This window comes from Belliella aquatica (assembly GCF_014637795.1).
Taxonomy (GTDB): Bacteria; Bacteroidota; Bacteroidia; order Cytophagales; family Cyclobacteriaceae; genus Belliella; species Belliella aquatica.
Genome location: NZ_BMFD01000011.1, coordinates 84,087 through 107,933 on the forward strand (window position 1 = coordinate 84,087; position 23,847 = coordinate 107,933).

The window sequence follows — 23,847 nt, forward strand, 5'->3', positions numbered from 1 at the left end:
AAGTCAATTAGTAAACCCACTATTGACTTGAGGTTAATTAAGTTTTTATAAATCTATTGATGCTCATCTCTAAGAAGATCATTCACTGTTTTTACAGGATTGAATGTGATCAGGGGAACTTCAACGAACACTGTATTCCAACCTGCCATCGCACCATTCCATAAGCCTGGCAATTCTTGCGCTTTTAGATCTCTACCACCTTTGGATTTTTCTGTTACAAAACCTGTTCGCATATCTCGAAAAGCCAGCAAATCAAATTTTTTGCCTTTGTAGTCTTTTATAGAGCACACCAAATCTACAGGGTTAAAATGGGTAGAAGACTGCATGATTTCTCTCTGTGCTTCATCATCTAGGTTGATTTGTGCTGTTTCTGCAATTTGTAAGGTCAGCGATCCATCATCTTCTTTGACCCAAAAAGGTCCACCTCCAGGTTCCCCCGTATTTTTGACCATCCCACAGATACGGATAGGTCTGTTTAGTTTTTGGAATAAGTATTTCCCTTTCTCTTTTGCCTCAAGACTTTCATAATCTTCTCTCAATTTACCATCAAGATCTTGAGCAATCACTGTTTCAGCAAATTTCAAATCGGCTTCTGAGTAACTATTTTCAAGTCTTTCTAAAGCATCGAAAACTTTTTCTTGAATTTCTAACAACAAACCACCAACAGCGATTTTATATTTCTTGGTTTCTTCTTTGAGTCGATCTGGAACTACATTATCAATATTTTTGATGAAAATAAGGTCTCCATCGATTTCATTCAGGTTTTCTAATAATGCTCCATGGCCTGCTGGACGGAAAAGGATGCTTCCATCTTCTTCCAAAAATGGTGTATTATCCATATTCACAGCAATGGTGTCTGTTGACTTTTTCTGCTGAGAATACGTCACTTCAAATTTTACATTGAACTCCTTTTCAAGAGGTCTTTTGATTTTGAGTACTTCTTCCTTGAATTTTGACTCATGTTCTGGAGAAACTGTAAAATGTAATCTCACATAATTATCTTCACCTATGGCATATTGTATTCCTTCTATGAAATGCTCGTAAGTGGGAGTGCGATCATGATCTTCATAATGATGAAATTTCAGCAATCCCTTTGGCAAAATTCCGTAAGCTAAACCATCATCATTCAGCAAAGCACTAACAATAGCTTTGTAATCTTTCTTCTCAAGTGCTTCCTTGATGCTGCTGCCATTTTGCTTCAACACTTCATCCAAATCTGAATAGAATGCAAAATTGGAAAGCTTGTCTATGAATTTTTGCGTAAAAGTACTTTTGGACAAGTCTCCATCTCCATCTAAGAAAGCAAAAAGATCCTTGAACATTCTTGAAGCGGCCCCACTCGCAGGAACAAATTTCACCACCTCAATTTGAGCAGCTTTTGCTGGATAGATTTCTTGAAAAGCTTGAATTTCAGCAGCACTTAAAACTTTTATACCATCACCAATTTTAGCAGCAGAAACGATCGGTAAATATGGGAAACCGTTCTTAAAATTGTGAATTTGTTCTTTTACATTCTCAAGGGACATCCCTTGTTCCACAATCTGTTTTTCTAGTTGAGAATTCATATTCAGGTTTTTAGGTTTTATAATGATCAATATAAAGATTGATTTTGGTATTGGAAAATAATATTAGGTTTCAGTAAGAAATTCTACAAGCATTAAGATTCCATTGAAAGTTGAATGTAAAAGAAGCGCATAAAAAAAACCAAATCTAAGCCTTATTACAGCCAACAGAACTCCTCCAATCAATTGAGGAAGAAAGATGATTGAAAATGCGTAATAGGGCAAAAACTCAGGATCAAAATTAAAAGCATGTACAATTCCAAAGAGAAACGAGAAAAAATAAAATATCGCTACTCTGTACTTGAGCCACTTAAGCTTAATAAAGTTAAAATACTTTTTACTCAAAAATAAATTAATTGAAATAGCCCAGAATATTAACATTGCAAAACCAAAGTAAGGATCAATGATAAAGCAACTGAGTGCAACTACTAGAAGAAAAAAATGAAACCTCCATAAGGAAAGTTTAAGTGGGAGCCTGAAAATCAACTCCTCTAAAATTGGAGCGAAAATTACTATCAAGAAAAATCCACTTATGTCTAAATCAATATCTAACAAATAAGCATCTTCTAGATTTGGAAATATTAAATCCAAAAAATAAGCAAGTGGTAATGCAATTAAAAAATCTAGGACTAGATAGAATAATAGTACTAAAATAATTTTTTGAATTTTTGAACCTCTAAAATATCTGATTCTTTTTGTCTGTGGTAATGATCTCAAAAAATCAATTTCATTTTTAATTAATACTTTCATACTGCAATTATTGAAAAGTTTAAAAGTGGGAGTTTCTATATCAATTTATAATCTCAATTTAAACAATTAAATTATTAAGAATCGATAATACTAAACTTTACTTTTTGACCAAAACTTTTTTGCGCAATTATATTTACAGAGTCATCGGAGAGTTGGAAAATCCGGGGGTAACCGCCCGTAACTTGTGCGTCCCGCATCAAGACGATCAATTTTCCAGCAGGAGTAAGCTGAACTGTTCCTGGATAGACGGGCGATGTCAGTAATTGATCCAATTGATTGGGTATAAATTCTTCAAGTTGGATTCCCATGCGATTGGAGTTTCGAGAAATTTCAAAAGCTGTAAATAGGATTTGTGTTTTGAGTCTATCGGGTAGTGATTCCCATTCAGGACCTTTGTAAACGTTAATTTTTTCTTCTTCAAACCATGTGCTCGTTAATTTGGGATGTGAAAGGGTATTCCCCTTGAATTTTTCTTCTGAAAGATAACAGACTGTATCACCCTTTTGAATTTTTGAGAAAGTGCTGATACCTGCATACCAACTTCTACTCTCCATAAAAATTGGGGTTTCCAAGCCTCCTTCGATTCCCATATAAAGCCATTGTCCACGGATAATTTTGCCAACCATTATTTCATCTTCCGCATTCAAGGAGATGATTTGTCCTAACTGAATGGGATTTCCATTGTGAAAAATATCGGCCTGAGCCCCAGTAAATACAATTCTAGTTGCCATTTCAAATACCATGGTTGGCCCAGCAATCGCAATTTCCAAAACAGCCGAATCTTCGGTGTTTCTCAATAGCTTGTTGGCGAGGGTATAGGAAAACTGATCCATCGCGCCTGAATATGGAACCCCTAAGTCAGCAAATCCAAACCTACCTTGATCTTGAACAGAACAATAGCCCGCTGACTTTACAAAGTGTATATATGAAGGCGTTTTAAGCATTTTTCCATTGATATTGACCATGTTGAACAAGTTGCTCAATTCTATTAAAATCGGCTTGATCTATCTCTTCAAAAATAATTAAATCTCCTTGTTTTGGAATTACTTGTTCTTCACCTTCTACATCAAATAATCGGAGAGGTGTTCTCCCAATTACATGCCAGCCTCCGGGACTTTCCATGGGATATATTCCTGTTTGATTTCCTCCAATAGCAACCGAACCCGTGGGAATATTTCTATCTGGAATAGATTTCCTTGGACTTTCTAATTTGGGGTCTAAACCACCCAAATACATAAATCCTGGCAAAAACCCATAAAAATGAAGTCTGTATGTTTTTGCTTGATGTAATTGGATCAAGTCTTTTTCAGAAATATCCTTTTCTCTTGACAAATTTTCTAAGTCATAACCATATTCACCACCGTAGCACACTGGGATTTTCCAAATACTCTGAGATAATATAGTTTGATTTAATTCTAAATTCTGTAAAACATTATAGAGATCAGCCCATTCAGTGATACTTATATTTTTATCGAAAAGAATAGAAAGCGTATTGAACCCAATTCTGATTTCAAGAATTCTATCAGCATGATTTTTCTTTAAAAAAGTTCTCCATGTTAACTGCTCCAACAGGATAGCATCAGAAATTTCCTTTGGCCATCGGATTTCTATCAAATTGGGTGAGATTTGAAAATAGGATTTCTTCATCTGGTCAAGAAGTGAAATTTGAGCGAATCATTCTCAGGATAGCCAAAGCCGAAGGATTGTCCCCATGAACACATACTGTTTGAGCTTCAACTGAAATCAGTTGGCCTGATATCGTCCGTATTTTTTTCTCAAAAATCATAGGAAGTAGATGCTCTTCCACTTCTTCTATACTGGTCAAAAGAGCTTTTGGATGTGACCGAGCGACCAAGGTAAGATTATCATTGTAGCTTCTGTCAGCAAATACTTCCAAAATTGTCTTAACACCATAGTTTGGAGCTAGTGTTGCAATCTTTGAATTTGGTGGGCAGTACAGAGGAATATCTTGGAAATACTTTTGTATCAATTTTAGGAAAAAAGTTGCAAGCTTTTCGTCCTTTGCCAGATCATTATAAAGTGCACCATGGGGCTTGATATGGTGAAAATCTACATTTTGAGAAAGGCAGACTTCTTGAAAATCATGGATTTGACTAATCAAGGAATCTTCAAGAAATTCAAATTCTAGATTTAGACTCTTGCGACCGAAATTTTCCTTGTCAGGATAGGAGGGATGGGCACCAACATTCACATTGTGTTCTTTGGCTAAAAGGATGGCTGTTTGCATCGTCATCCTATCTCCAAAATGTCCCCCACATGCAATATTGCAACTTGCCAAAAAAGGCATCAATAAAGCATCATCAGGCATTCCTTCACCTAAATCACAATTGATATCCATTGCCATAGTTTTCCCACTCATCAAATCAAAGATAAACGGATTCAACAAGGAAAAGCTAATCTAATATAACTTTTTCAGGTAATGGTCCATCTGTTGACAATTTGAAAGCAGCCATTTTTGAAGCGGCTTTTACACAAGAAACCCAGTCCTTCTTTTCAAGCCAAGCGGAAAGAAATCCAGCCCAATAAGCATCGCCGGCACCAGTAGCGTCACCCATGACTTTTACTTCATCAGCAGGAACAATGATGCTTCGGTTATCTTCCAAACTGAGATGGCTTCCTTCTTTTCCTTTGGTAAAACAAATGAGTTTTGCTCCCCAAGACTTAATTATTTCGATCGCTTCTTGCTCAGGGATTTCTCTTTGAAAAATTCTATTACAGTCATCCTGACTCACTTTTACAAAAGGAGAAAGGCTACAATATTGCTTTACAACGCGGAGCGCTTCTGCATGATCAGGCCAAATGCTTGGTGCATAATTCAAATCTATACTCAACTGAACACCAAGCTTATACGCCCTATCAGCTCCATCGAGTATTGAAGACTGTGCAGGTTCCTTACTCAAAGCAAAACAAGTGGTATGAAAGAGTTTAGCTTTTGAGAGCATTTCATCTTGTATATCCTCTGAGTGGATAAGTCGGTCTGCTTCTCTGTAAGCAATAAAATCAGGAGTTCCATGAGATCGTGACAGCAATACTAGACTGGTAGGATGCGAATCTCTTTCCTTTATGTTGCTAATCGATAGCCCAAGATTTTCCAATTCGTGAATCAAATATTCACCCATCCCATCTTTTCCCACACTTGAGATTAGCATGACTTTCTTTCCTAATCGGGTCATATTTGCTCCCAAATTTGCTGGGCTACCACCTTGGAATCTTCTGAAAGAATGTGTTCTAAAGATTTCATCTCGGATTTCGTGACCGATAAGGTCTACCAAAAGTTCTCCAACTACTACAATATCAAATTCTTTATTCATCTCAATCTAATAGGTAAAACCCTTTACTTAAACTATTACTCAACAACAATTGACCTGCTGCACTCCAAGTGCAGGCATGTACACCACAGGGTTGCAAGGTCTGCCCATGAAAGCACTCGTTAAATCCCCAATCATCTTTTGCATTCAGGGTGATTAAATCATCTAAAATAACTTCAGCTTCATTTTTACTCAAGGAAATAAAATTCGCCAACCCCCAAAAACCATTGACCATAGGCCAAATTCCTCCATTGTGGAATTCGTGAGGATAATTTCTGAACTCAAACCGATAATTTTGTTTCAATAGTGAAAAGTCAGAATCAGCTTCTCCGATAGCAGGATGAAATGCTGGCACGAGGGTTCCAATATTTTGTGAAGTCCATTGAATACAAGATTCTGGATTGGGATGAATTTTGAATATTATCGCTAAGGCATTTCCAAACGCATCAAAATAGTCCTGATATCCAGCAGGATTAAAAGATGCAGGGAAATAGGGTTTATCATGATGGGAATTGATTAGATACTTTTTTGCAATAGGGTGAATTCCAGTATTTTTCCATTCTTCAGATAAAATAAAGTTTTGATGAATAGCATGTTTTACTTTATCTGCTTTTTCTTTCCATTCTTCAGTACCATACATCTCTGCTGAAAGTTTTAGCGCAGCATATCTCAAAACCTGATCATATAATACATAGCCACTTAGAATGTACTCATCTGCCCAATCTCCTGCCAAAGGGACATAAATCAACTCTTTGTTGTTGTACTCCCAGGCATGGTACAATGCATGAATCTTGCTTATCTCTTGCCCATACTTTTCAAGAAGGGACTTGTCTCCAGTAATTTTTGAATAGAGGCAAAGACCAATGATCCACCAACTTCCTGTGTCTGCTCGCCCTGCCAATCCACCATAACTTACTTCCCCTGATTCCAAACCAACGTTAGAAGGCACATGGCCTTGTGGACTGATATGTTCACCGAGGGTGATTAGAGTTTGGCGGAAGGTTTCAATCAAATCTTCTTCCCGAGTAGAAAGTGCAGCAAGGCCAGTAATCACCCCATCTCTAGCCCAAACTCTTTGATAGTTGTCTTTGGCCAAAGCAGAAGCAAGAAAACCTTTTGGATGAGAGGACTTTCTTAGAATTTCTAATGCTTTTTCGTTGGCTATCTGTAAATCCATACAATGATAAATGTGATGATCAATAAGAAAACGGACAAAATTCTATAGTTCTTATACCAAGGAAGTGCTTGCAGTGAAGCTGTTTCATCTGTATAAATTTTATTATTCCAAGTATAATCTCTAATAGCCTCTTCGCTTGGAGGAGTACCTCGCATGCTTGCAATCACATATACAACAGAGCAAAACACAAATAACATTGGCGCTGTATGTAAGAAATGCCATTGGCTAATTCCAATTTCAGGCATAAAGACTTTTAATAAAATCAAAACAACAGCTACAACAAAACCCGACAATAAGCTGTAAAAAGAGCCATCTGCATTGCCTTTTTTCCAAAACATACCCCAGATAAACACAACAACTACAGGAGGAGCAATCAATCCGACAACCATTTGAAGGTATTTGAATAGGGAATCAAACTTCTCGATCTGTGGAGTCCATGCGGCTGCCAGGAGTACCAAAATGACGGTAGCGAATTGTCCCACACGAACCAATTGCTTACTGCTTAAGCCTGGATTAAGATTTTTCACAAAATCCATAGTGATTAGAGTAGAAGCAGAGTTCAAAGTTGCACTTATACTAGAGGACATAGCAGCCAACAAACCCGCCATCAATAGTCCGATCAAGCCTGATGGCAATAGGTCAAAAACCAAAGTGGGAAATACAGTGTCAGGATTCTCTAAGTTAGGATAGAGGACCCTAGCCATAGTTCCTGGAAATACCATGAAGAATAAAACCGGCAATTTCAATAAACCCGCAAATAAAGCACCCCATCTGCCGTGATTTAAATCCTTAGCTGTCAGGACACGCTGAACCATAAATTGGTTGTTTGCCCAGAAATAGAATCCCAAAAGAGGAACACCAAATAGTAAACCAGTCCATGGAACAGATGGGTCATCGATAGGCCGAATTAAGCTCACCATTTCTGATGGCGTGACTGCCATGACGTTTTCCCATCCTCCCACAGCCTGATAGGTTACATAGGTTAAGATTAATGATCCAATAAATAACAATATCGCTTGAATAACTTCAGTATGAACAACGGAAGAAAGTCCACCAGGAATAGTATAAGCAGCTGCAGCAAATGCCAATATCAAAATGATAACGGTCATACTAACTTCTGGAAATACTAATTTCAAAATCAAACTACCCGCATAAAGACCTGCAGCAGTTTCTATTAAAATATTTCCAATTAAGGTGATAAATGAAAAATAATATCTACTTCTTCTGTCATACCTTCTTTCTAAAAATTCAGGCATGGTGTATACTCCTGATCGAAGATAAAATGGTAAGAAAAATATGCTAAAGAAAACCAAAATTACCGCAGCCATCCATTCATAATTATAAACAGAGATACCTGTGCTGTATGCATCACCTGCCAAACCAATCAATGTGGTACTTGATATATTCGCTGCAAAAAGTGAAATACCAACTATAGGCCAAGTCATACTTCTGCCGGCAAGGAAATAATCTTCAGAATTACTTCTTTTGGAATGGTACAATCCATAGAAAATCATTCCAACTAAGTAAACAATCATGATAAGAAAATCAAGATTACTAATTAAGTCTGTATTCATTAAATTAGCTTTTAATTGGTTTATGAATGAATTTGAAAGAGTGTAATTTTATGCCTTTTAGAATAAATATTACAACTCAGAACAAAAGGCATGAAAAGAAAATGAATAAATTGTTATTTAACAAATGCTGCATTTTCGCAATCGTTTGCACAAACCATTGCAGGGATGCTATTTAGAATATTTCTTGATAGTAAAAATACTCCTTGGATCATAATTCATAAATTAATAATATTATAGTCTTACAAGACTCAAAATGATGAATGACAAAAAGAAATTAACCTTAAAGGATATAGGTAGGGAATTAGGCATATCAGTTTCTACAGTTTCAAGAGCATTAAAGGCGCATCCTGATATTGCTGAAGAGACCATCAAATTAGTTAAAGAATATGCAGAGACTCATAACTATGTGCCAAATTTTTTAGCGGTAAATTTCAGAAAAAATAAAACATTTAATATCGGCTTGATCGTGCCTGAATTAGTTCACCATTTTTTTTCTACAGTGATTAGTGGAGCCATATCAGAAGCGAATAGACAAGGGTATAACTTATTAGTCTCTCAATCAAATGATATATTGAAAGACGAAATTCTTGCTAGCAGAGCTATGCTAAATAGCAGTGTAGATGGACTCCTGATTTCCATTTCAAATGAAACAGTGGAAGGAGATCATTTAAGAGAATTTTTGAATGAAGGCAAGCCTGTTGTGCAGTTTGATAAAATCACTGATTATTTACCAACCCCAAAAGTCATAGTAGATGATTTCGATGGCGCATATTCGGCCGTTAAACATTTAATCGACGAGGGCTATACTAGAATAGCACACATACGAGGAAGAGAGGATGTGAAAAATTCTTCAGAGAGATGTGCTGGCTATTTAAAAGCAATTCAGGACCATAACTTAGAATCAGATCCTGATTGGGTAAAAGTATGTAGAAAAATCTCTGATCAAGAGGGTTATGATTTTGCAAAAGAGCTAATGGAAAGTAAAAACCCGCCAAACGCTATTTTTTGTATTACAGACTTGGTTGCGCTTGGCGTACTTCGGTATTTAAAAGAAAAAGGGTATCATATTCCAAAAGATGTGGGTTTGATTGGCTTCAGTAACTGGATGCTATCAAGAGTTTCTACCCCTCAGCTCAGCACCGTCGAACAGCACGGGTTTCAGATGGGTGTAGATGCTACAAACCTGCTTATAGAAATGATTGGCAATCATGATGTAGAAAATTTGAAGACCGTTGAAATAAAAACTGAGTTAGTCATCCGAGAATCTACCACTTTGTCAAAAGCTTAATTCTTTAGAAAAAGATGATTGACTTAAAAAGGAATATAAGTAGACCTATTAATGGTATGAAATGTTTCATTTTAAATAATGAACTTAGTTTATATATTTTAGTTTTTTATTTCAAAAAGCAAAGGCATTCATCTTTTAATTACCTAAATTTTTACTTTTAGCAAATATTATACTCTTTTCTTTTTCAATTGGTTATAAATGTTAACTTTGCTTTATCCCTAGTAATCAACGTATGGAAACCCTATTTTCACTCTCGCTATTAACCGTAGTGTACGGTTTAGCTTTCCTGTCAATTGTTCCTGACAGGTACATCAAAAAGCTTAGTCATGTATTTCATCACAAGCAAGAGCCAGAGCATCGAAAGTTTGCACTAGGAGGTTCTATATTTTTATGTTTTTTGTTTGGCTACATCTGTGCTTCTGCAATGATCTATTTTTTTATTTGATAATTACTTAGAATTTTTGAAGGAATGAGAAATTTTATGTTGTTAGAAATTCAATTTTATCTAAATTAGATTTCAAACAAACCCAATTTTTTGTGAAAGACGCTAAAAAACTACCTTTAATCCAAGACGAATCTTGGCTCGAATCTCACGCAGGAGCCATTTACGAAAGATTCAAAACCTATCAGTCAGCTATTCAAGATATCAATGCTCACAGTGGAAATATTCTAGAATTTGCTAGGTCTCACGAATACTATGGGATTCATTTTGAAAAAATCAGGAATGGTTGGATTTATAGAGAATGGGCACCTCAGGCACATAATTTATTTTTGATGGGTGATTTCAATCATTGGAATCGGTATAGCCATCCCATGAAAAGAAATTACAGAGGAGATTGGGAAGTATTTTTACCTTTTGAAGAATACAAAAATTCTTTTATACATGGCAGCAAAATTAAAGTCCATGTAGAAGCAAATAATGGCGCATACGATAGAATCCCAGCTTACATCAGAAAAGTTGATCAAAACCCAGAAAATCATGATTTTGCGGGTCAATTATGGTTTCCAGAAGTTGATTTTAAATGGAGTGATCAGACTTTTTCGCCCGAAAAAAACAAACTGCATCCTTTAATTTATGAGTGTCATGTAGGGATGGCCCAAGAAAAAGAGGGAGTAGGAACCTATTTAGAATTCGCTGAAAATATTCTTCCGCGAATCAAAGCTGCTGGCTACAATACTATTCAAATGATGGCAATCATGGAGCATCCTTATTATGGATCATTTGGATATCATGTTTCGAACTTCTTTGCACCAACATCAAGATTTGGGACTCCAGAAGATTTAAAATTCTTAGTCAACAAAGCCCATGAAATGGGTATTGCGGTAATAATGGATATTGTCCATTCTCATGCCGTAAAGAATATTAATGAAGGTCTCAACGAATTTGATGGATCTGAAAATCAATACTTCCATTCGGGCCCAAAAGGATATCATGAAGGATGGGATTCCAAACTTTTCGATTATGGAAAGATAGAAGTACAGCAATTTCTACTTTCTAATATCCGCTATTGGATGGAAGAGTTTCATTTTGATGGATTTAGATTTGACGGGGTTACATCTGTGATTTATCTCCATCATGGACATACCGATTTTGATCACCCTGATAAATATTTCAACGAAGGTGTAGATGAAGACGCTTTGCTTTATTTACAGCTTGCAAATACCCTGATTCATGGATTTTCAGAAAATAAGATTTCAATTGCTGAGGAAGTAAGTGGAATGCCAGGTTTGTGCCGAACATGTGAAGATGGTGGTATAGGATTTGATTTTCGATTAGCGATGGGTATTCCTGATTTTTGGATAAAAACCCTCAAGCATAAGCCAGATGAACATTGGGACATGTTTGAGATGTGGCATGAATTGACCAATCGCCCTAAAAAAGAAAAGACTATTGCCTATGCAGAGTCTCACGATCAAGCTTTGGTGGGGGATAAGTCGCTTGCTTTTTGGCTGATGGATAAGGAAATGTATTTCAATATGGGAATTGATGACAAAAACCTTGTTGTCGATCGAGGGATTGCACTACATAAAATGATAAGACTCATTACCATTAGTTTGGGAGGTGAAGGGTATCTTAATTTCATTGGGAATGAATTTGGCCATCCCGAATGGGTCGATTTCCCAAGAGAAGGAAATAATTGGAGTTACCAATATGCTCGTCGTCAATGGTCATTAGCAGATAATGAATCTTTGAAATACGGCCAACTTGGATTATGGGATAAGAAGATGATTCAACTTATAGATGAATATCAGGTGTTGAAATCTGATCGTGCCAAACAGATATTTTTAGATGCTGAGAAGAAAGTCCTTGCTTTTGAGAGAGGAGATTTAATTTTTGTTTTCAGTTTCAATATTTCTGAATCATTCTTTGGTTATGAAATAGCATTACCAAAGGCAGGAGAATACCAAATTATACTTAATTCTGACGATACGGAATTTGGGGGATTCAAAAGAATCGATAAGTCGATGAATTATCCTACCGATAAAAAGGGTAACATTCAAATTTACCTTCCTAATAGGACTTGTTTGGTTTTCAAAAAGATTTGATTTTTTGAAGAGATAAGAGTTATCATAATCTATCTAAATGAAACTTGATAGATGATGTGAGTTATTCAATATTAGATAATTCATAGGATTTCTGAATGGTATATTGGAATTGGTTATCGACTACCAACGGTAACATTCTTTAGGTAAAAATAACTTATTCTATTTCATAATATTTTTTTTTACAGAAGCGCATATATATATTTTTAGTAATAATAACCTTTATTCAAATTATCATTTGATCAATATTAAGTATACTTTTTTATAAAAAACGCATATTTTTATTAATATATCACTTATGAATAAGTATTTTTAGTTTGATCACTTAGTCAAATGTTTCTAGAGGTTTTTTTCATTCATATAATTTTTTCATTTGAAATTTTTATGAACAGCATTTTTGATATATTTACTATCATTTTAAATTTTAACCAATAACTTATGAGAAAAACTTACAAACTCTCGGCGGCAATTGTCTTGCTCTTCCTTTCGGTTGGGTGGTCATTTGCTCAGTACACGGTTACAGGAATCGTTACTGATAGCCGAACAGGAGAGCCTCTAATTGGGGCAAACATTTTGGTAAGAAATACCACAACAGGTACAGTAGCTGATCTTGACGGTCGGTTTACACTCAACCTTAACAGTAACAACGAGACTGTTTTGGTAATTTCTTCTTTGGGCTATCTTAGTCAAACATTTACAGTAAGTCCTTCAAACAACACTTTACAAGTAGAACTAAAAGAAGATGCTACTAACCTCGAAGAAGTCGTTATCACTGGGTTGGCATCTTCTGTGAAAAGGTCCAACTTGGCAAATGCTGTTTCTTCAGTTTCCGCAAAAGAATTGACGGGAACGACAACTATTCAAACAACAGACGGTGCTTTGTATGGTAAAATTGCAGGTGCAACTATCCGTTCCAATGGTGGTGCTCCAGGTGGTGGACTTTCTATTCAATTGAGAGGAATTTCAAGTTTGTCAGGAGCTTCACAACCTTTAATAATTTTAGATGGTGTTTATATCAATAATTCTTTCCAAAGAACTGGCCGAGCTGCTGTCACTGGTGCAGGTGGAGCAAATCAAGATGATGGTTCGAATAGACTTGCAGATCTTAACCCAGCAGATATTGAATCCATTGAGGTTTTGAAAGGGCCTTCAGCCGCAGCTATCTACGGAACTAGAGCTAATGCTGGGGTAATCATTATCACTACAAAAAGAGGAACAGAAGGTAAAACCAAAGTTTCCCTCTCTCAAGACATTGGATTTGCTCAGCCATTAAGGTTGTTAGGTGTTGATGATTGGAACGAAGAGAAAATCAATTTTTTCTTTCCTGCTACTAATAACAGAAGAGAAATTGAGTTAGAAAGATTTAGACAAGGAGATAAAATTGATTACGAGGATTATTTCTATAATAATACTGCACTCTTGAGTAATACAAGGTTGACGGTAACAGGAGGAACCGATAAAACAAAGTTCTTTGTCTCAGGTAATATTACATCAGAGGATGGTACAGTAAAAAACACAGGTTTTGACCGATACTCAATAAGAGCAAATATTGATCACAAAATATCTAACAATATTCGATTGGGTGTTTCTTCAAACTACATCAAATCACAAACAGATAGAGGTTTTACAGGAAATCAAAACAATTCAGGGGCAAGTATAGGATATAGTATTGCATATGTTCCGAATTACTTCGATTTGAGACCGGTGAATGGTGTGTATCCTAATAACCCATATTTCGCTGAAAATCCAGTTGCTTTGACAGATAATGCTGTGAACACTTCAGAAGTCAACAGATTTGTTCAGGCTTTTAACTTGGATATTGATTTATTGAAAACAAGCAAAAGCTTTTTGAAAGCAAACATTGCAGGTGGGTTAGATTTTTTACAAAACTCTACCATGGTGTATTTACCAGAGTTTTTACAATCTCAAGCAGCTTCAGCAAATCCTGGAGATGTTTTGATCGGCAAGCAAGAAAGTTTCAATACAAACTTCCAAGCAGCCTTAATCTACAATTGGAATTTGGGTAGTGTGAATATGAACTCTCAAGCTGGTTTAGTAAGATTAGACTTCAACAATAGCTCTCTTTTCAATAGAGGTAGAGGCTTAGTTCCTGGTCAAACTAATTTAAGACAAGCGAATGTCCAAGAAATCAATGAAAACTTTGTTAGTGAAATCCAAGAAGCAGGTGTGTTTTTACAACAAGAAGCAAATTGGGATGATAAAGTGATCGGTACATTAGGTATCAGATGGGATAAGTCTACTTTAAATGGTGATGCAAATAAGTTTTATGCATTCCCAAGAGCTTCCTTAGCAATAAATCTTGCCAATTTTGATTTCTTCAGTTCAAGCTTTGTGAATCAGTTAAAGCCAAGAATTGCATATGGAGAGACGGCTGGCCCAGTAGCTTTTGGAAGTATTTATACACCATTGATAGGTGCCAATATTGGGGGCTTACTAGGCTCTGTAGTTTCTACTCAATTTGGAAACGAAGGGATATTTCCTGAGACTGCGACAGAATTGGAGTTTGGTGTAGATGCTGGATTCTTCAATAATAGAATCGGTATTGAGGCTACCTATTACGTCAAAAACACACAGAACAACATCCAAAACTTGAATTTATCTCCTGCCGCAGGTGTCAATACAACACCTAGCAACGAAGCTGAATTACAGAATAAAGGTTTTGAATTAGGGATCTCTGGAACTGTAGTAGACAAGTCAAATTTTAGATGGTTCTCAAGAGTTCTATACTGGCAGAATAGAGTACTTCTTACTAGATTAGGAATTCCAACATATACTGCAGGAGCTTTTGGTGCTGGTCTAGGTACTTTCTTATATGCAGAAGGCTTTGCACCAACTACCATCGTGGGAACACCCGCTGACCCAAGTGTTCCAGGAGGATTTACCGTTTGGGGAAATGCCCAACCAAAATTCAATATGTCGTTCTACAATACATTTAGTATTCAGAAGAATCTTGAAGTTTCATTCCTTTTGGATTGGAGACAAGGTGGAGACAATATCAACTTAACCTCTTTCTTGTCTGATGGTGGAGGTACTACAAATGGCTGGTTTGATGATGACAATGGTGATGGCATTCCAAATGGAAGACAAAGAGCACCTGCTCCACATAACAATGCTGCAAGATGGGTTCAAGACGCATCTTTTGTGAAAGTTAGAGAAATTGGTATTTACTATACTGTTCCTAAGGCAACAGTAGCAAGTACTTTCGGAGGTTCTTTAGAAAATATCAAATTGGGCGTTTCGGCAAATAATGTATTCTTATTCACAAAATATGAAGGCTATGATCCAGAAACATCAACATTCGGTGCTCAATCTGTTGCAAACAATGTGGATATAGCTCCTTATCCTACTCCTAGAAGAATTTTCTTCCATGTGACACTTGATTTTTAATCTCAAAATAGAAGAAAAATGAAAAAGTTTAATTTATATATGACCCTTGCAATACTCATAGGAATGGGTGTTTGGGGATGTAATCCTTTGCAGTTGGATGATATTGAAGATCCAAACAACCCATCTGTATCGAGTGTATCTAATAATGCCACAAAACCTCAGATTCAATTTGTTCTTACTGGACTTGAATCTAGACATAGAGGATATGTTACAAACGTCTCACAGGCATGGAATACTTTTGGAAGAGAAATTTGGTATTTGAATGGATCTGATCCAAGATTTCAGACCGACTGGCTTGGTCAGAATGGAAGAGTTCCTGATAATTCTTACTTTGGTTTTGGAAATACAGGTGGTGGTTCCTATGCGGCGCCATATCAAGCTATAAATCAAGCTAACGTTTTGATATCTGCTGCTGCAAATGCATCTATCTTGACAGAATCGGAAAGAAGAGCTGTAAGTGGATTTGCTAAAATGATTCAAGGATACCAATTTATGATTCCTGCAAATTTTGTTTATGAAAATGGAATTAGAATTGATGTAACAGATCCATTGAATCCGGGACCATTTGTGCCTTATAATGAAGCTATGGATCATGTCAAAAATGTACTTGATGCTGCTGAACTTGATTTCGCGGCTGCGGGAACAGGGAATTTCCCTTTTAAATTGACTCCTGGATTTGCACAATTCAACACAATAGCAGGATTACGCCAAGTAAATAATGCTATTTTGGCAAGAGCTAATGCATATAGAAAAGACTGGCCTGGTGTTTTAACTGCTTTAAACGCTTCGTTCATGAATCTCAATGGAAGCTTAACTGCTGGACCAGCACATCCATATGTAGGTCCACCAGATGCATTTAACCCACTATTCTATGTGCCAAATGCTGCTACAAACACAATTATTGTTGTGCACCCTTCAGTTTTAGATGATGCTACTCCGAATGATAATAGATTAGCTAAATTCTTTCTGAGAACAAATCCTGTAACTGTTTCTACTGATGCAGGTACTTTGACTGGAACACATCAAGATGCAAGATGGCCTAGCAATACAACGTCAATTACTTTCATTAAAAATGAAGAATTGATATTACTGAAAGCAGAAGCACATGCTAACCTTGATCAATTCGCAGATGCTGTTGCAGCGATCAATATTATCAGAAATGCAGCTGGAATCGGTCCTTACACTGGACTTACCACAAGAGCTGCTTTGATTGATGAAATCCTTTATCAAAGAAGATATTCCTTGTGGGCAGAACCTTGGGGACATCGCTGGATTGATGCAAGAAGATATGACAAGTTAGACGAAATCCCTACTTCTTATGATAGTGGGACAATATTTATGCAGTTTCCTCATCCTCAAGCAGAATTAAGCTGGGATCAGTATTCAGGAAATTAAATTTTATAAAAAAGGAGGAGTTTTTACTCCTCCTTTTTACTTTGAAAAGTTTTTTTACTTTTAGAACATTCAAATCAAACCCATCTTTGAGGGAGACCATCTTTCAAAGATTTATTTGCCATTGCTACAGCTATTGCTGTATTACCACCATTCATTACATTTGAGTACGGAATACGTCCAGTTTCCAAACATTCAAATAAGTCTTGAAGTGCGTAAAAAGTACCATCTTTGAGAGGTTCTGTCACTAATTTTATACCTTTTCGATTATCTGACCATTCTAACTTAGTTGCGCCAGATACGCCATCTACTTGTTGCAACTCTTTTAAATGCTCTGGCTCAGGATAGAAATATCCGTCATTCATCAAAAGCGAAATTGTTCCTTTATTTCCCTTAATTTTAAAAATATATCCTTCGTATTGATTGCTGCATGTAGCTCCATAATTGCCAATTATACCTGCATCATTATACCTAACTGTCGCTTGGACATTATCAAAAGTTTCTCGACCATCTTTAAAATGATCAATACCGCCCGTTGCATAAATACTGCTTGGGACTGTGTCAAAAGCCCAATGAACGAAGTCCATTTGATGGGAGAGGAGTTCTGCAACCAAACCTCCTGAGTACTCCTCATACATTCTCCAATTGACTTGCCTTTCCAACTCAGGGCTTGGCACATGACGCCTCCAATTGTGATTTCTGTCCCATCTTGCCTCTACTTGTGTAACTTCTCCAAGATAGCCGGATTGGATGTAATCTTTCACTTTAAAATAGAGTGGTGAATATCGGTATTGATGTCCCACTTGAATAACTTGCTTTGGAAGCTGTTGGTGAATTTTTTGAAGTTCTAGAGCTTGTTCAGCTGTATGGGTCATGGCTTTCTCTAGGTAAATATGTTTACCAGCTTGTAAAGCAGTTTTTGCATGTTCAAAATGCATGGAAAGCGGTGTAGCTATCATTATGACATCTACATTTTTATAATCGGCCATTTCTCTATGGTCCTTGAAAACCTTAATCTTAGAATCCAAGCCCTTTTTTCTTGCATTTTGAACCCTGAAATCTAAAGTTTCACAAATAGCTGTTACAGTAAATTGATCGGGCATCTGAGATAATACGCCATGCAGGCCCGAACCTCGATCGCCATAGCCGAGTATTCCTACTTTATAATTCTTTTTTAAGTGTTGATGAATGGAAAAAGCAGGAATTGCTGTACTTAAACCAAGCACAGCTCCAGCTTTCATAAAATCTCTTCTTTTCAAGGTTAATTTGGTTTTAGGTTTGGAAAAGTAAGGTACTTAGAAATTTCTCGCATCTGAATTAATTCTTTGTGAGCGGTATAAATTCTAATATTTACAAAACAGAATTCCCTCTTCCACACCTCTTATTTCTGCTAAGCCCTTTAATCTTCCTATTGCTGAATAGCCAGGATTTGTGGTTTTTTTGAGATCATCAAGCATTTGGTGACCATGGTCAGGACGCATAGGCAATGACTTCTGACGTTTTTGCTGAACAACAATCAATTCAGCAATAACGCTTGCCATTGGCACATCTCCATCTAGGTGATTTTCTTCGTGAAAATTACCTAAATCATCTCTTTTAGTACTTCTGAGGTGAATAAAATGAATGCGATCTCCAAATTCTTTCACCATAGTGGGCAAGTCATTTTCGGCTAATACTCCATAAGAACCTGTACAAAATGTAATACCATTGTATGCACTTGGATTGCCTGATATGAGTCTTCTTATGTCTCTAGAGGTGCTCATCACACGTGGTAATCCGAAAACATCGAAAGGAGGATCATCAGGATGTATCGCTAAAAAAACTTTATTTTCTTCCGCAGTTGGAACAATATTATTAAGAAATAACTTTAAATTCTCTTCTAGTTCTTTTCTCCCAATGCCGCTATACGTATCCAATGCGTCTTGAAACTGTCCTAATGTAAAACCTATCTCTGAACCAGGAAGACCTTTCAATATATTTGCAATGAGCTCTTCTTTTTCACCTTCGCTAATATTTTTGAAATATTGAAGTGCTCTTGATAATTCATCATCCGAATAATCACTTTCAGAACCTGGCCTTTTCAAAATATAAACATCAAAAGCAACGATCGCATTTTTCTCAAATCTTAACGCCTTCGCTTTGTTTGGTAGTTCAAAAAAGAGATTGGTTCTTGTCCAGTCGAGAATCGGCATAAAATTATAACAGACCGTATGAATTCCTTCAGCAGCCAGATTCTGAATACTTTGCTTATAATTTTCTATATAGACTTTGAAATTCCCACTTCTGGTTTTTATATTTTCATGTACTGGAATAGACTCAACAACTGACCAATTGAGACCAACAGCTTCAATTTCATTTTTTCTAGTTTTTATTTCCTCTCTACTCCAAACCTCACCATTTGGTATATGGTGTAAGGCAGAAACAACGCCAGTGGCACCAGCTTGCCGTATATCCCACAGGCTTACAGGATCATTAGAACCATACCAGCGCATAGTTTGCTCCATTTTGTATATTTCTTTCTTCATTTTATCAAGTTGCTTTTGGTATTTTGAGTCTTTGTGTTTCAAATTATTAACATTTAATTTTACGCAAAAAAAGGCCTTAAATAGCTACAGTTTAATATTTTTATGTGCAATCGTTTCCGAAAAATTAATCATATTTGAATCCTTTATTGCTTAAATATTAAAACGAAATGGCTGAAATCACAATCAAATACTTGGCTCAAAAACTGAATCTAGCTCCTTCTACAGTTTCTAGAGCCTTGAATGACAGTCATGAAATTAGTGATGCTACCAAAATGAAGGTATTGGCTTTAGCAGAGGAATTGAATTTTCAACCTAATCCATATGCACGAAGTCTCAGAGAACAAAAAAGTAAAACTATAGGTGTCATTATTCCTGAGCGGATCAATAATTTTTTCAGTCAAGTCATTGATGGAATGGAATCCGTCACTCGAGCTTATGGATATCATTTACTTGTTTACAATTCAAATGAAGATACCGAACAAGAAAAAAACATTCTTTCCTTGCTAATAGGTGGGAGAGTTGATGCTATTGTAATGTCAATTTCTAGATTTGACCAAAAGTCAGATCATATAGATAAGTTAAAGAAAAGAAATACGCCTGTTGTATTTTTTGATAGAATTTCCACCAATTTCCCTACCACAAAATTCATTACCAATGATTATGAAGTAGGCTATCAGGGTACAGTCCATTTGATCGAAAAAGGGTGTAAAAAAATCTTATTCTTAATGCTCTCTAATGAAAACTCAAACGGTATAGAAAGATTAAGAGGATTTAAGGATGCACTTAAAAAGAAAAATATAACTTTTGAAGCAAATTGGGTCATAGAATGCAGCCATTCTGATGAAAAAAATATTGCACTCTTAGAAAGTATATTTTATAAGCTTGACCGACCCGACGGTGTACTTGCATCAGTGGAGAAATTGGCCTTGGCAACTTACCGAGCTTTGTCTAGAACCCACATTAAAATTCCTGAGCAAGTTCGAGTGGTGAGTTTTTCTAATATGAAAATTGCGGACTTACTTCATCCTCCTTTGACTACAATCTCTCAGCCTGCTTATGAAATTGGTGAAGAATGTGCGAAACTCTTGATTAAAAAATTAACAAAAAAGAATCAGCCGGATCTTGAGGATAAAATTGTGACGATTCCATCAGTTTTTACTGAAAGGGAAAGTTCAAAATAATAAAAAAACCTTGACACTTTTTCTAAAAGCGTCAAGGTTATAAAAAGTATATAAAGTTTTAAATGTATATCCATTTTTAAACTAGTTGCCATTAAAAATAATCTAGTTCCTATATTTGAAGTACTGTGGATACTTAGCTGTCGACACATGTGTGCCTAGTTGACAACTATCCTTAAGATTATTTGTGATAAAATTACATCCTAGTGTCAATGCGGAAAATCTAAAGCTTTATATTTTCGGCTCCCAACCTTTTTCATATTCTCTTGACCACAAAGCCATTCCTTTTCGATTGTAAATGTGTCCATTACTTGTATTACAATCGAAATTCTCACCGATTCTAGAAGATATATTTGCTAAATGACAAAGTAAAGTACTTTTTGCCCCTTCATCAATTGGTGATCGTTGAGTCACTTTTCCTCTTATACTGTCCAAGAAATTGATCACATGCTGGGAACTCATATCTCCACCACCGCCTAAACCTGTGCTTCCTTCTTTTCCTGTAGATTTGACTTCTTTAATTAACTTTCCATCAACATCAAATAATCTGTAGAGTCCTCTATTTACAAAGACAGAACCTTTGGTACCAAAGATTATTGTTCCCCGGTCTGAGCCGTACATGTTGTAATTATTTCTGCTTTTTCCATCCCACATGATGGTTTTATTATCATCAAATTTAAATGTAGCAAGCATAGTATCGTACATTTCCCATCCGTCTTCTGAAAAGTGATATTTTCCAGAATCTACTGCAACATGATTAGGGAAGTCAACTTGAAGTGCCCATCTAGCAACATCAAGTTCATGGGTGGCATTATTACCCGTCTCTGCTGTACCAAAATCCCATCCATACCAATGCCAATTGTAATCCCAAGTATCATGCATATAGCCTTTTCTTGGAGATGGACCTTGGTATAATTCCCAATCTAATCCCTCAGGAGGAGATGCTGGAGTAGGAATAGGAACTTCTTTTCTTCCGTTACTATAAAAAGCCGTGGCTGTATAGGGATTGCCAATCACTCCATTATGAATTTCTTTAATAATTTCAATAGTATGGTCAGAGGAGCGTTGTTGATTACCCATTTGAACTACCTTTCCATATTTTTTTTGATACTCTACGAGCAATTCACCTTCACGGGGATTGTGACTACATGGCTTTTCTACATAGACATTTTTGCCAGCTTCTAATGCTAACCAAGTACCAGGCGCATGCCAATGATCTGGAGTAGCATTGATAATAGCATCTACACTTTTGTCTTCAATAACCTTAAAAAAGCTGTTTTCTAGCTTGGGTGAGTAATTGAGCCTTTTGGAGAAAATGCTACCAGCATTTTCTCTTTGTGATTTCATCACGTCGCAGAGATAACTCAAATTGATATTACTTTTCTCGTCGCTTAAAGGTGGAATAAATGCCTCAAGTCTTCTACCAAGTCCAATAATCGCCACGTTTATTCTATCATTAGCTCCTAGAATATTTCCATAACTCTTGGCGGAAAAACCCAATGACCCTAAAGAGGAAATGCCTGCAGATAGGAGGGTGGTTTTTTTTATAAAATCTCTACGGGATGATGATTTATTACTCATGTTTGAATAGGTTATTTTAGGGTTTTGATTTTAATGTTTTTGAAGCTGACTTCATTGCCATGATCCTGAAGAAGAATTTTACCCTCGACTGCTTCTCCAAAGTTTTCCCACACATGGTATTTGCTGTTTTTCACTAATTGTCGGAATTCTTCAGAACCTCTAACATATTCCAATACTTTTACTCCATTGATAAAATGTTCCACTTTATTGTCTGGGTGTACCACAACTCGTCCTTGATTCCATTCTCCAGGTTTGCGAACAAATCTAGGTTGCTTATTTGCTGTTTTAAGATCATAAAGAGAAGCCAAAGTTCTATTCCCATCTTTTCCCATCTTGGCATCAGGATGTCTTTCATCATCCAATATTTGATACTCTAAACCAATCGCTGATCCAGTATTCCCTTCGGATAAAGTCACAAAATACTTCACTCCACTATTGGCCCCTTCGGTTATTTTAAAATCAAATGCTAAATCAAATGCACTGAATGAATCAGTTGTTACTATATCTCCAAAATTTGTAGATTCCGAACCATCAGTTCCTTCGATTGTTAAAATGCCATCCTTGATATTCCAACCTTCTTCCGGGAAAGTATTCTTGTATGCACCAACCCATCCATCAGAACTTTGACCGTCAAAAAGTAATTTCCAACCATTTTGCTTTTCTAATTCAGTCAATTCATTCAAACCAGTATTGACCACAAAAACATCACCTTTAAAAGCTTTTGGTTCGAGGTTTTCTGTTTGAATTCTGATATTTCGAAAAGAAGTTTTTTCACCTGCATGTGCTTCATCATAGATAGCATGAACTTGAAGCCCGATAAATCCCTTTGAGTCCATATCATCGACGACGTATGCTACTTCTTGTCCATTTATCCATGACTTGATTTCATTTCCAATAGCTTCTATTCTGTAAGTATTCCATTCGCCCATTTTGAATGCTGTTTTGGCATTTGGATTCAGATCTAATGGATAGAGCCAACCTCGTCTTGCTTCATCATAAAGTCCACCAGACCAAGCCCTCTCTGTTGGGTCTGATTCGATCTGATAACCATAAACCAATCCTTCTCCGTTTCGCGCACTTGGATCGAATTGACCGCGAGTCATGATACCTGAGTTTGAAGATTCGTGATTGATCATGATGTCAACTTCCAGAATATAGTCACCAAAAATTTCCTCTGTGATTAAAAAGGTATTGGGAGTATTGGCCACTGCGGTACCAACAATTACTCCATCTTTAATTTCAAATGTAGCATCTCCCATGACTGATTTCCAGCCATCTAAAGTCTCTCCATCGAATAAATCTCTCCAATTATCAGAAGTCTGATTACTTTCACTTCCATTACAAGAGAAAAGGAAGACACTTGTAACAATCAAAAGTGCCATTGTTTTTAATTTTTTCATCTTTCTATTTTGAGTTCATAAGGTTTAAATACTCAATATTGCCAATAGTCTTCTAAAATATTCACTTTTCAGTTCTAAGTTACGAAATCGATTGCGAGTTTTTGTCATTTATGGACATCGACACAATCCATTTTGTGAA

General features: G+C 36.3%; 17 protein-coding genes. 5 read left to right on the forward strand and 12 right to left on the reverse strand.

The annotated features are described in order from the left end of the window. Positions 1–53 precede the first annotated feature (53 nt). From IEV57_RS14300 to IEV57_RS14335, 8 genes are all read right to left on the reverse strand, one after another. On the reverse strand, positions 54–1,565 hold the full coding sequence (locus tag IEV57_RS14300) for a DUF4301 family protein (protein WP_188443729.1): 1,512 nt from the start codon (positions 1,563–1,565) through the stop codon (positions 54–56). 63 nt (positions 1,566–1,628) lie between these two features. Continuing rightward, entirely contained in the window at positions 1,629–2,312 is a 684-nt protein-coding gene (locus IEV57_RS14305; protein WP_188443730.1) for a CPBP family glutamic-type intramembrane protease, read from the reverse strand. Positions 2,313–2,386: 74 nt separating this feature from the next. After that, positions 2,387–3,277 (reverse strand): 5-oxoprolinase subunit C family protein, encoded by an 891-nt coding sequence (locus IEV57_RS14310; RefSeq protein WP_229744496.1) that lies wholly within the window; start codon positions 3,275–3,277, stop codon positions 2,387–2,389. After that, positions 3,249–3,959 (reverse strand): 5-oxoprolinase subunit PxpB, encoded by a 711-nt coding sequence (gene pxpB / locus IEV57_RS14315; protein ID WP_188443731.1) that lies wholly within the window; start codon positions 3,957–3,959, stop codon positions 3,249–3,251. Before pxpB ends, IEV57_RS14310 begins: the two co-directional genes overlap by 29 nt. A 4-nt stretch (positions 3,960–3,963) precedes the next feature. Continuing rightward, positions 3,964–4,692 carry a 5-oxoprolinase subunit PxpA gene (gene pxpA, locus IEV57_RS14320; RefSeq protein WP_229744503.1) on the reverse strand — a complete coding sequence of 243 codons (729 nt, stop codon included), beginning with the start codon at positions 4,690–4,692 and terminating at the stop codon, positions 3,964–3,966. A gap of 34 nt (positions 4,693–4,726) precedes the next feature. After that, positions 4,727–5,644: a carbohydrate kinase family protein gene (locus IEV57_RS14325; RefSeq protein ID WP_188443733.1), complete on the reverse strand. Its 918-nt coding sequence runs from the start codon at positions 5,642–5,644 to the stop codon at positions 4,727–4,729. Between the two features lies 1 nt (position 5,645). Next, on the reverse strand, positions 5,646–6,818 hold the full coding sequence (locus tag IEV57_RS14330) for an amylo-alpha-1,6-glucosidase (protein WP_188443734.1): 1,173 nt from the start codon (positions 6,816–6,818) through the stop codon (positions 5,646–5,648). After that, positions 6,803–8,392, reverse strand: a complete 1,590-nt coding sequence (locus IEV57_RS14335; protein WP_188443735.1) for a sodium:solute symporter — start codon at positions 8,390–8,392, stop codon at positions 6,803–6,805. Before IEV57_RS14335 ends, IEV57_RS14330 begins: the two co-directional genes overlap by 16 nt. Before the next feature lie 253 nt (positions 8,393–8,645). On the opposite strand from IEV57_RS14335, the gene IEV57_RS14340 reads away from it, so the two are divergent. From IEV57_RS14340 to IEV57_RS14355, 4 genes are all read left to right on the forward strand, one after another. Further along, positions 8,646–9,680, forward strand: coding sequence for a LacI family DNA-binding transcriptional regulator (locus IEV57_RS14340; protein WP_229744505.1), 1,035 nt, complete (start codon positions 8,646–8,648; stop codon positions 9,678–9,680). A 537-nt stretch (positions 9,681–10,217) separates the two neighbouring features. Next, entirely contained in the window at positions 10,218–12,227 is a 2,010-nt protein-coding gene (locus IEV57_RS14345; RefSeq protein WP_188443736.1) for an alpha amylase C-terminal domain-containing protein, read from the forward strand. A 435-nt stretch (positions 12,228–12,662) separates the two neighbouring features. Next, positions 12,663–15,632: a SusC/RagA family TonB-linked outer membrane protein gene (locus IEV57_RS14350; protein ID WP_188443737.1), complete on the forward strand. Its 2,970-nt coding sequence runs from the start codon at positions 12,663–12,665 to the stop codon at positions 15,630–15,632. Between the two features lie 18 nt (positions 15,633–15,650). Beyond that, positions 15,651–17,027 carry a RagB/SusD family nutrient uptake outer membrane protein gene (locus IEV57_RS14355; protein ID WP_188443738.1) on the forward strand — a complete coding sequence of 459 codons (1,377 nt, stop codon included), beginning with the start codon at positions 15,651–15,653 and terminating at the stop codon, positions 17,025–17,027. Between the two features lie 74 nt (positions 17,028–17,101). Here the strand turns inward: IEV57_RS14355 and IEV57_RS14360 are convergent, their stop codons facing one another. Beyond that, entirely contained in the window at positions 17,102–18,283 is a 1,182-nt protein-coding gene (locus IEV57_RS14360; RefSeq protein ID WP_188443739.1) for a Gfo/Idh/MocA family oxidoreductase, read from the reverse strand. Positions 18,284–18,367: 84 nt separating this feature from the next. Then, positions 18,368–19,549 (reverse strand): mannonate dehydratase, encoded by a 1,182-nt coding sequence (uxuA, locus tag IEV57_RS14365; RefSeq protein ID WP_229744510.1) that lies wholly within the window; start codon positions 19,547–19,549, stop codon positions 18,368–18,370. Between the two features lie 167 nt (positions 19,550–19,716). Here uxuA and IEV57_RS14370 point away from each other — a divergent pair, with 167 nt between their 5' ends. Then, positions 19,717–20,730, forward strand: coding sequence for a LacI family DNA-binding transcriptional regulator (locus IEV57_RS14370; protein ID WP_188443740.1), 1,014 nt, complete (start codon positions 19,717–19,719; stop codon positions 20,728–20,730). Positions 20,731–20,958: 228 nt separating this feature from the next. Here IEV57_RS14370 and IEV57_RS14375 read toward each other — a convergent pair whose 3' ends face one another. Beyond that, positions 20,959–22,308, reverse strand: coding sequence for a Gfo/Idh/MocA family protein (locus IEV57_RS14375; protein WP_188443741.1), 1,350 nt, complete (start codon positions 22,306–22,308; stop codon positions 20,959–20,961). Positions 22,309–22,319: 11 nt separating this feature from the next. Beyond that, positions 22,320–23,708 (reverse strand): 3-keto-disaccharide hydrolase, encoded by a 1,389-nt coding sequence (locus tag IEV57_RS14380; protein ID WP_188443742.1) that lies wholly within the window; start codon positions 23,706–23,708, stop codon positions 22,320–22,322. Positions 23,709–23,847 lie beyond the last annotated feature (139 nt).

Coding starts and splice junctions, on each gene's coding strand:
- IEV57_RS14380 (WP_188443742.1), bottom strand. CDS start 23,708: ATGAAAAAATTAAAAACAATGGCACTTTTGATTGTTACAAGTGTCTTC.
- IEV57_RS14370 (WP_188443740.1), top strand. CDS start 19,717: ATGGCTGAAATCACAATCAAATACTTGGCTCAAAAACTGAATCTAGCT.
- IEV57_RS14350 (WP_188443737.1), top strand. CDS start 12,663: ATGAGAAAAACTTACAAACTCTCGGCGGCAATTGTCTTGCTCTTCCTT.
- IEV57_RS14305 (WP_188443730.1), bottom strand. CDS start 2,312: ATGAAAGTATTAATTAAAAATGAAATTGATTTTTTGAGATCATTACCA.
- pxpA (WP_229744503.1), bottom strand. CDS start 4,692: ATGAGTGGGAAAACTATGGCAATGGATATCAATTGTGATTTAGGTGAA.
- uxuA (WP_229744510.1), bottom strand. CDS start 19,549: ATGAAGAAAGAAATATACAAAATGGAGCAAACTATGCGCTGGTATGGT.
- IEV57_RS14310 (WP_229744496.1), bottom strand. CDS start 3,277: ATGGTCAATATCAATGGAAAAATGCTTAAAACGCCTTCATATATACAC.
- IEV57_RS14330 (WP_188443734.1), bottom strand. CDS start 6,818: ATGGATTTACAGATAGCCAACGAAAAAGCATTAGAAATTCTAAGAAAG.
- IEV57_RS14340 (WP_229744505.1), top strand. CDS start 8,646: ATGATGAATGACAAAAAGAAATTAACCTTAAAGGATATAGGTAGGGAA.
- IEV57_RS14355 (WP_188443738.1), top strand. CDS start 15,651: ATGAAAAAGTTTAATTTATATATGACCCTTGCAATACTCATAGGAATG.
- IEV57_RS14325 (WP_188443733.1), bottom strand. CDS start 5,644: ATGAATAAAGAATTTGATATTGTAGTAGTTGGAGAACTTTTGGTAGAC.
- IEV57_RS14375 (WP_188443741.1), bottom strand. CDS start 22,308: ATGAGTAATAAATCATCATCCCGTAGAGATTTTATAAAAAAAACCACC.
- pxpB (WP_188443731.1), bottom strand. CDS start 3,959: ATGAAGAAATCCTATTTTCAAATCTCACCCAATTTGATAGAAATCCGA.
- IEV57_RS14300 (WP_188443729.1), bottom strand. CDS start 1,565: ATGAATTCTCAACTAGAAAAACAGATTGTGGAACAAGGGATGTCCCTT.
- IEV57_RS14335 (WP_188443735.1), bottom strand. CDS start 8,392: ATGAATACAGACTTAATTAGTAATCTTGATTTTCTTATCATGATTGTT.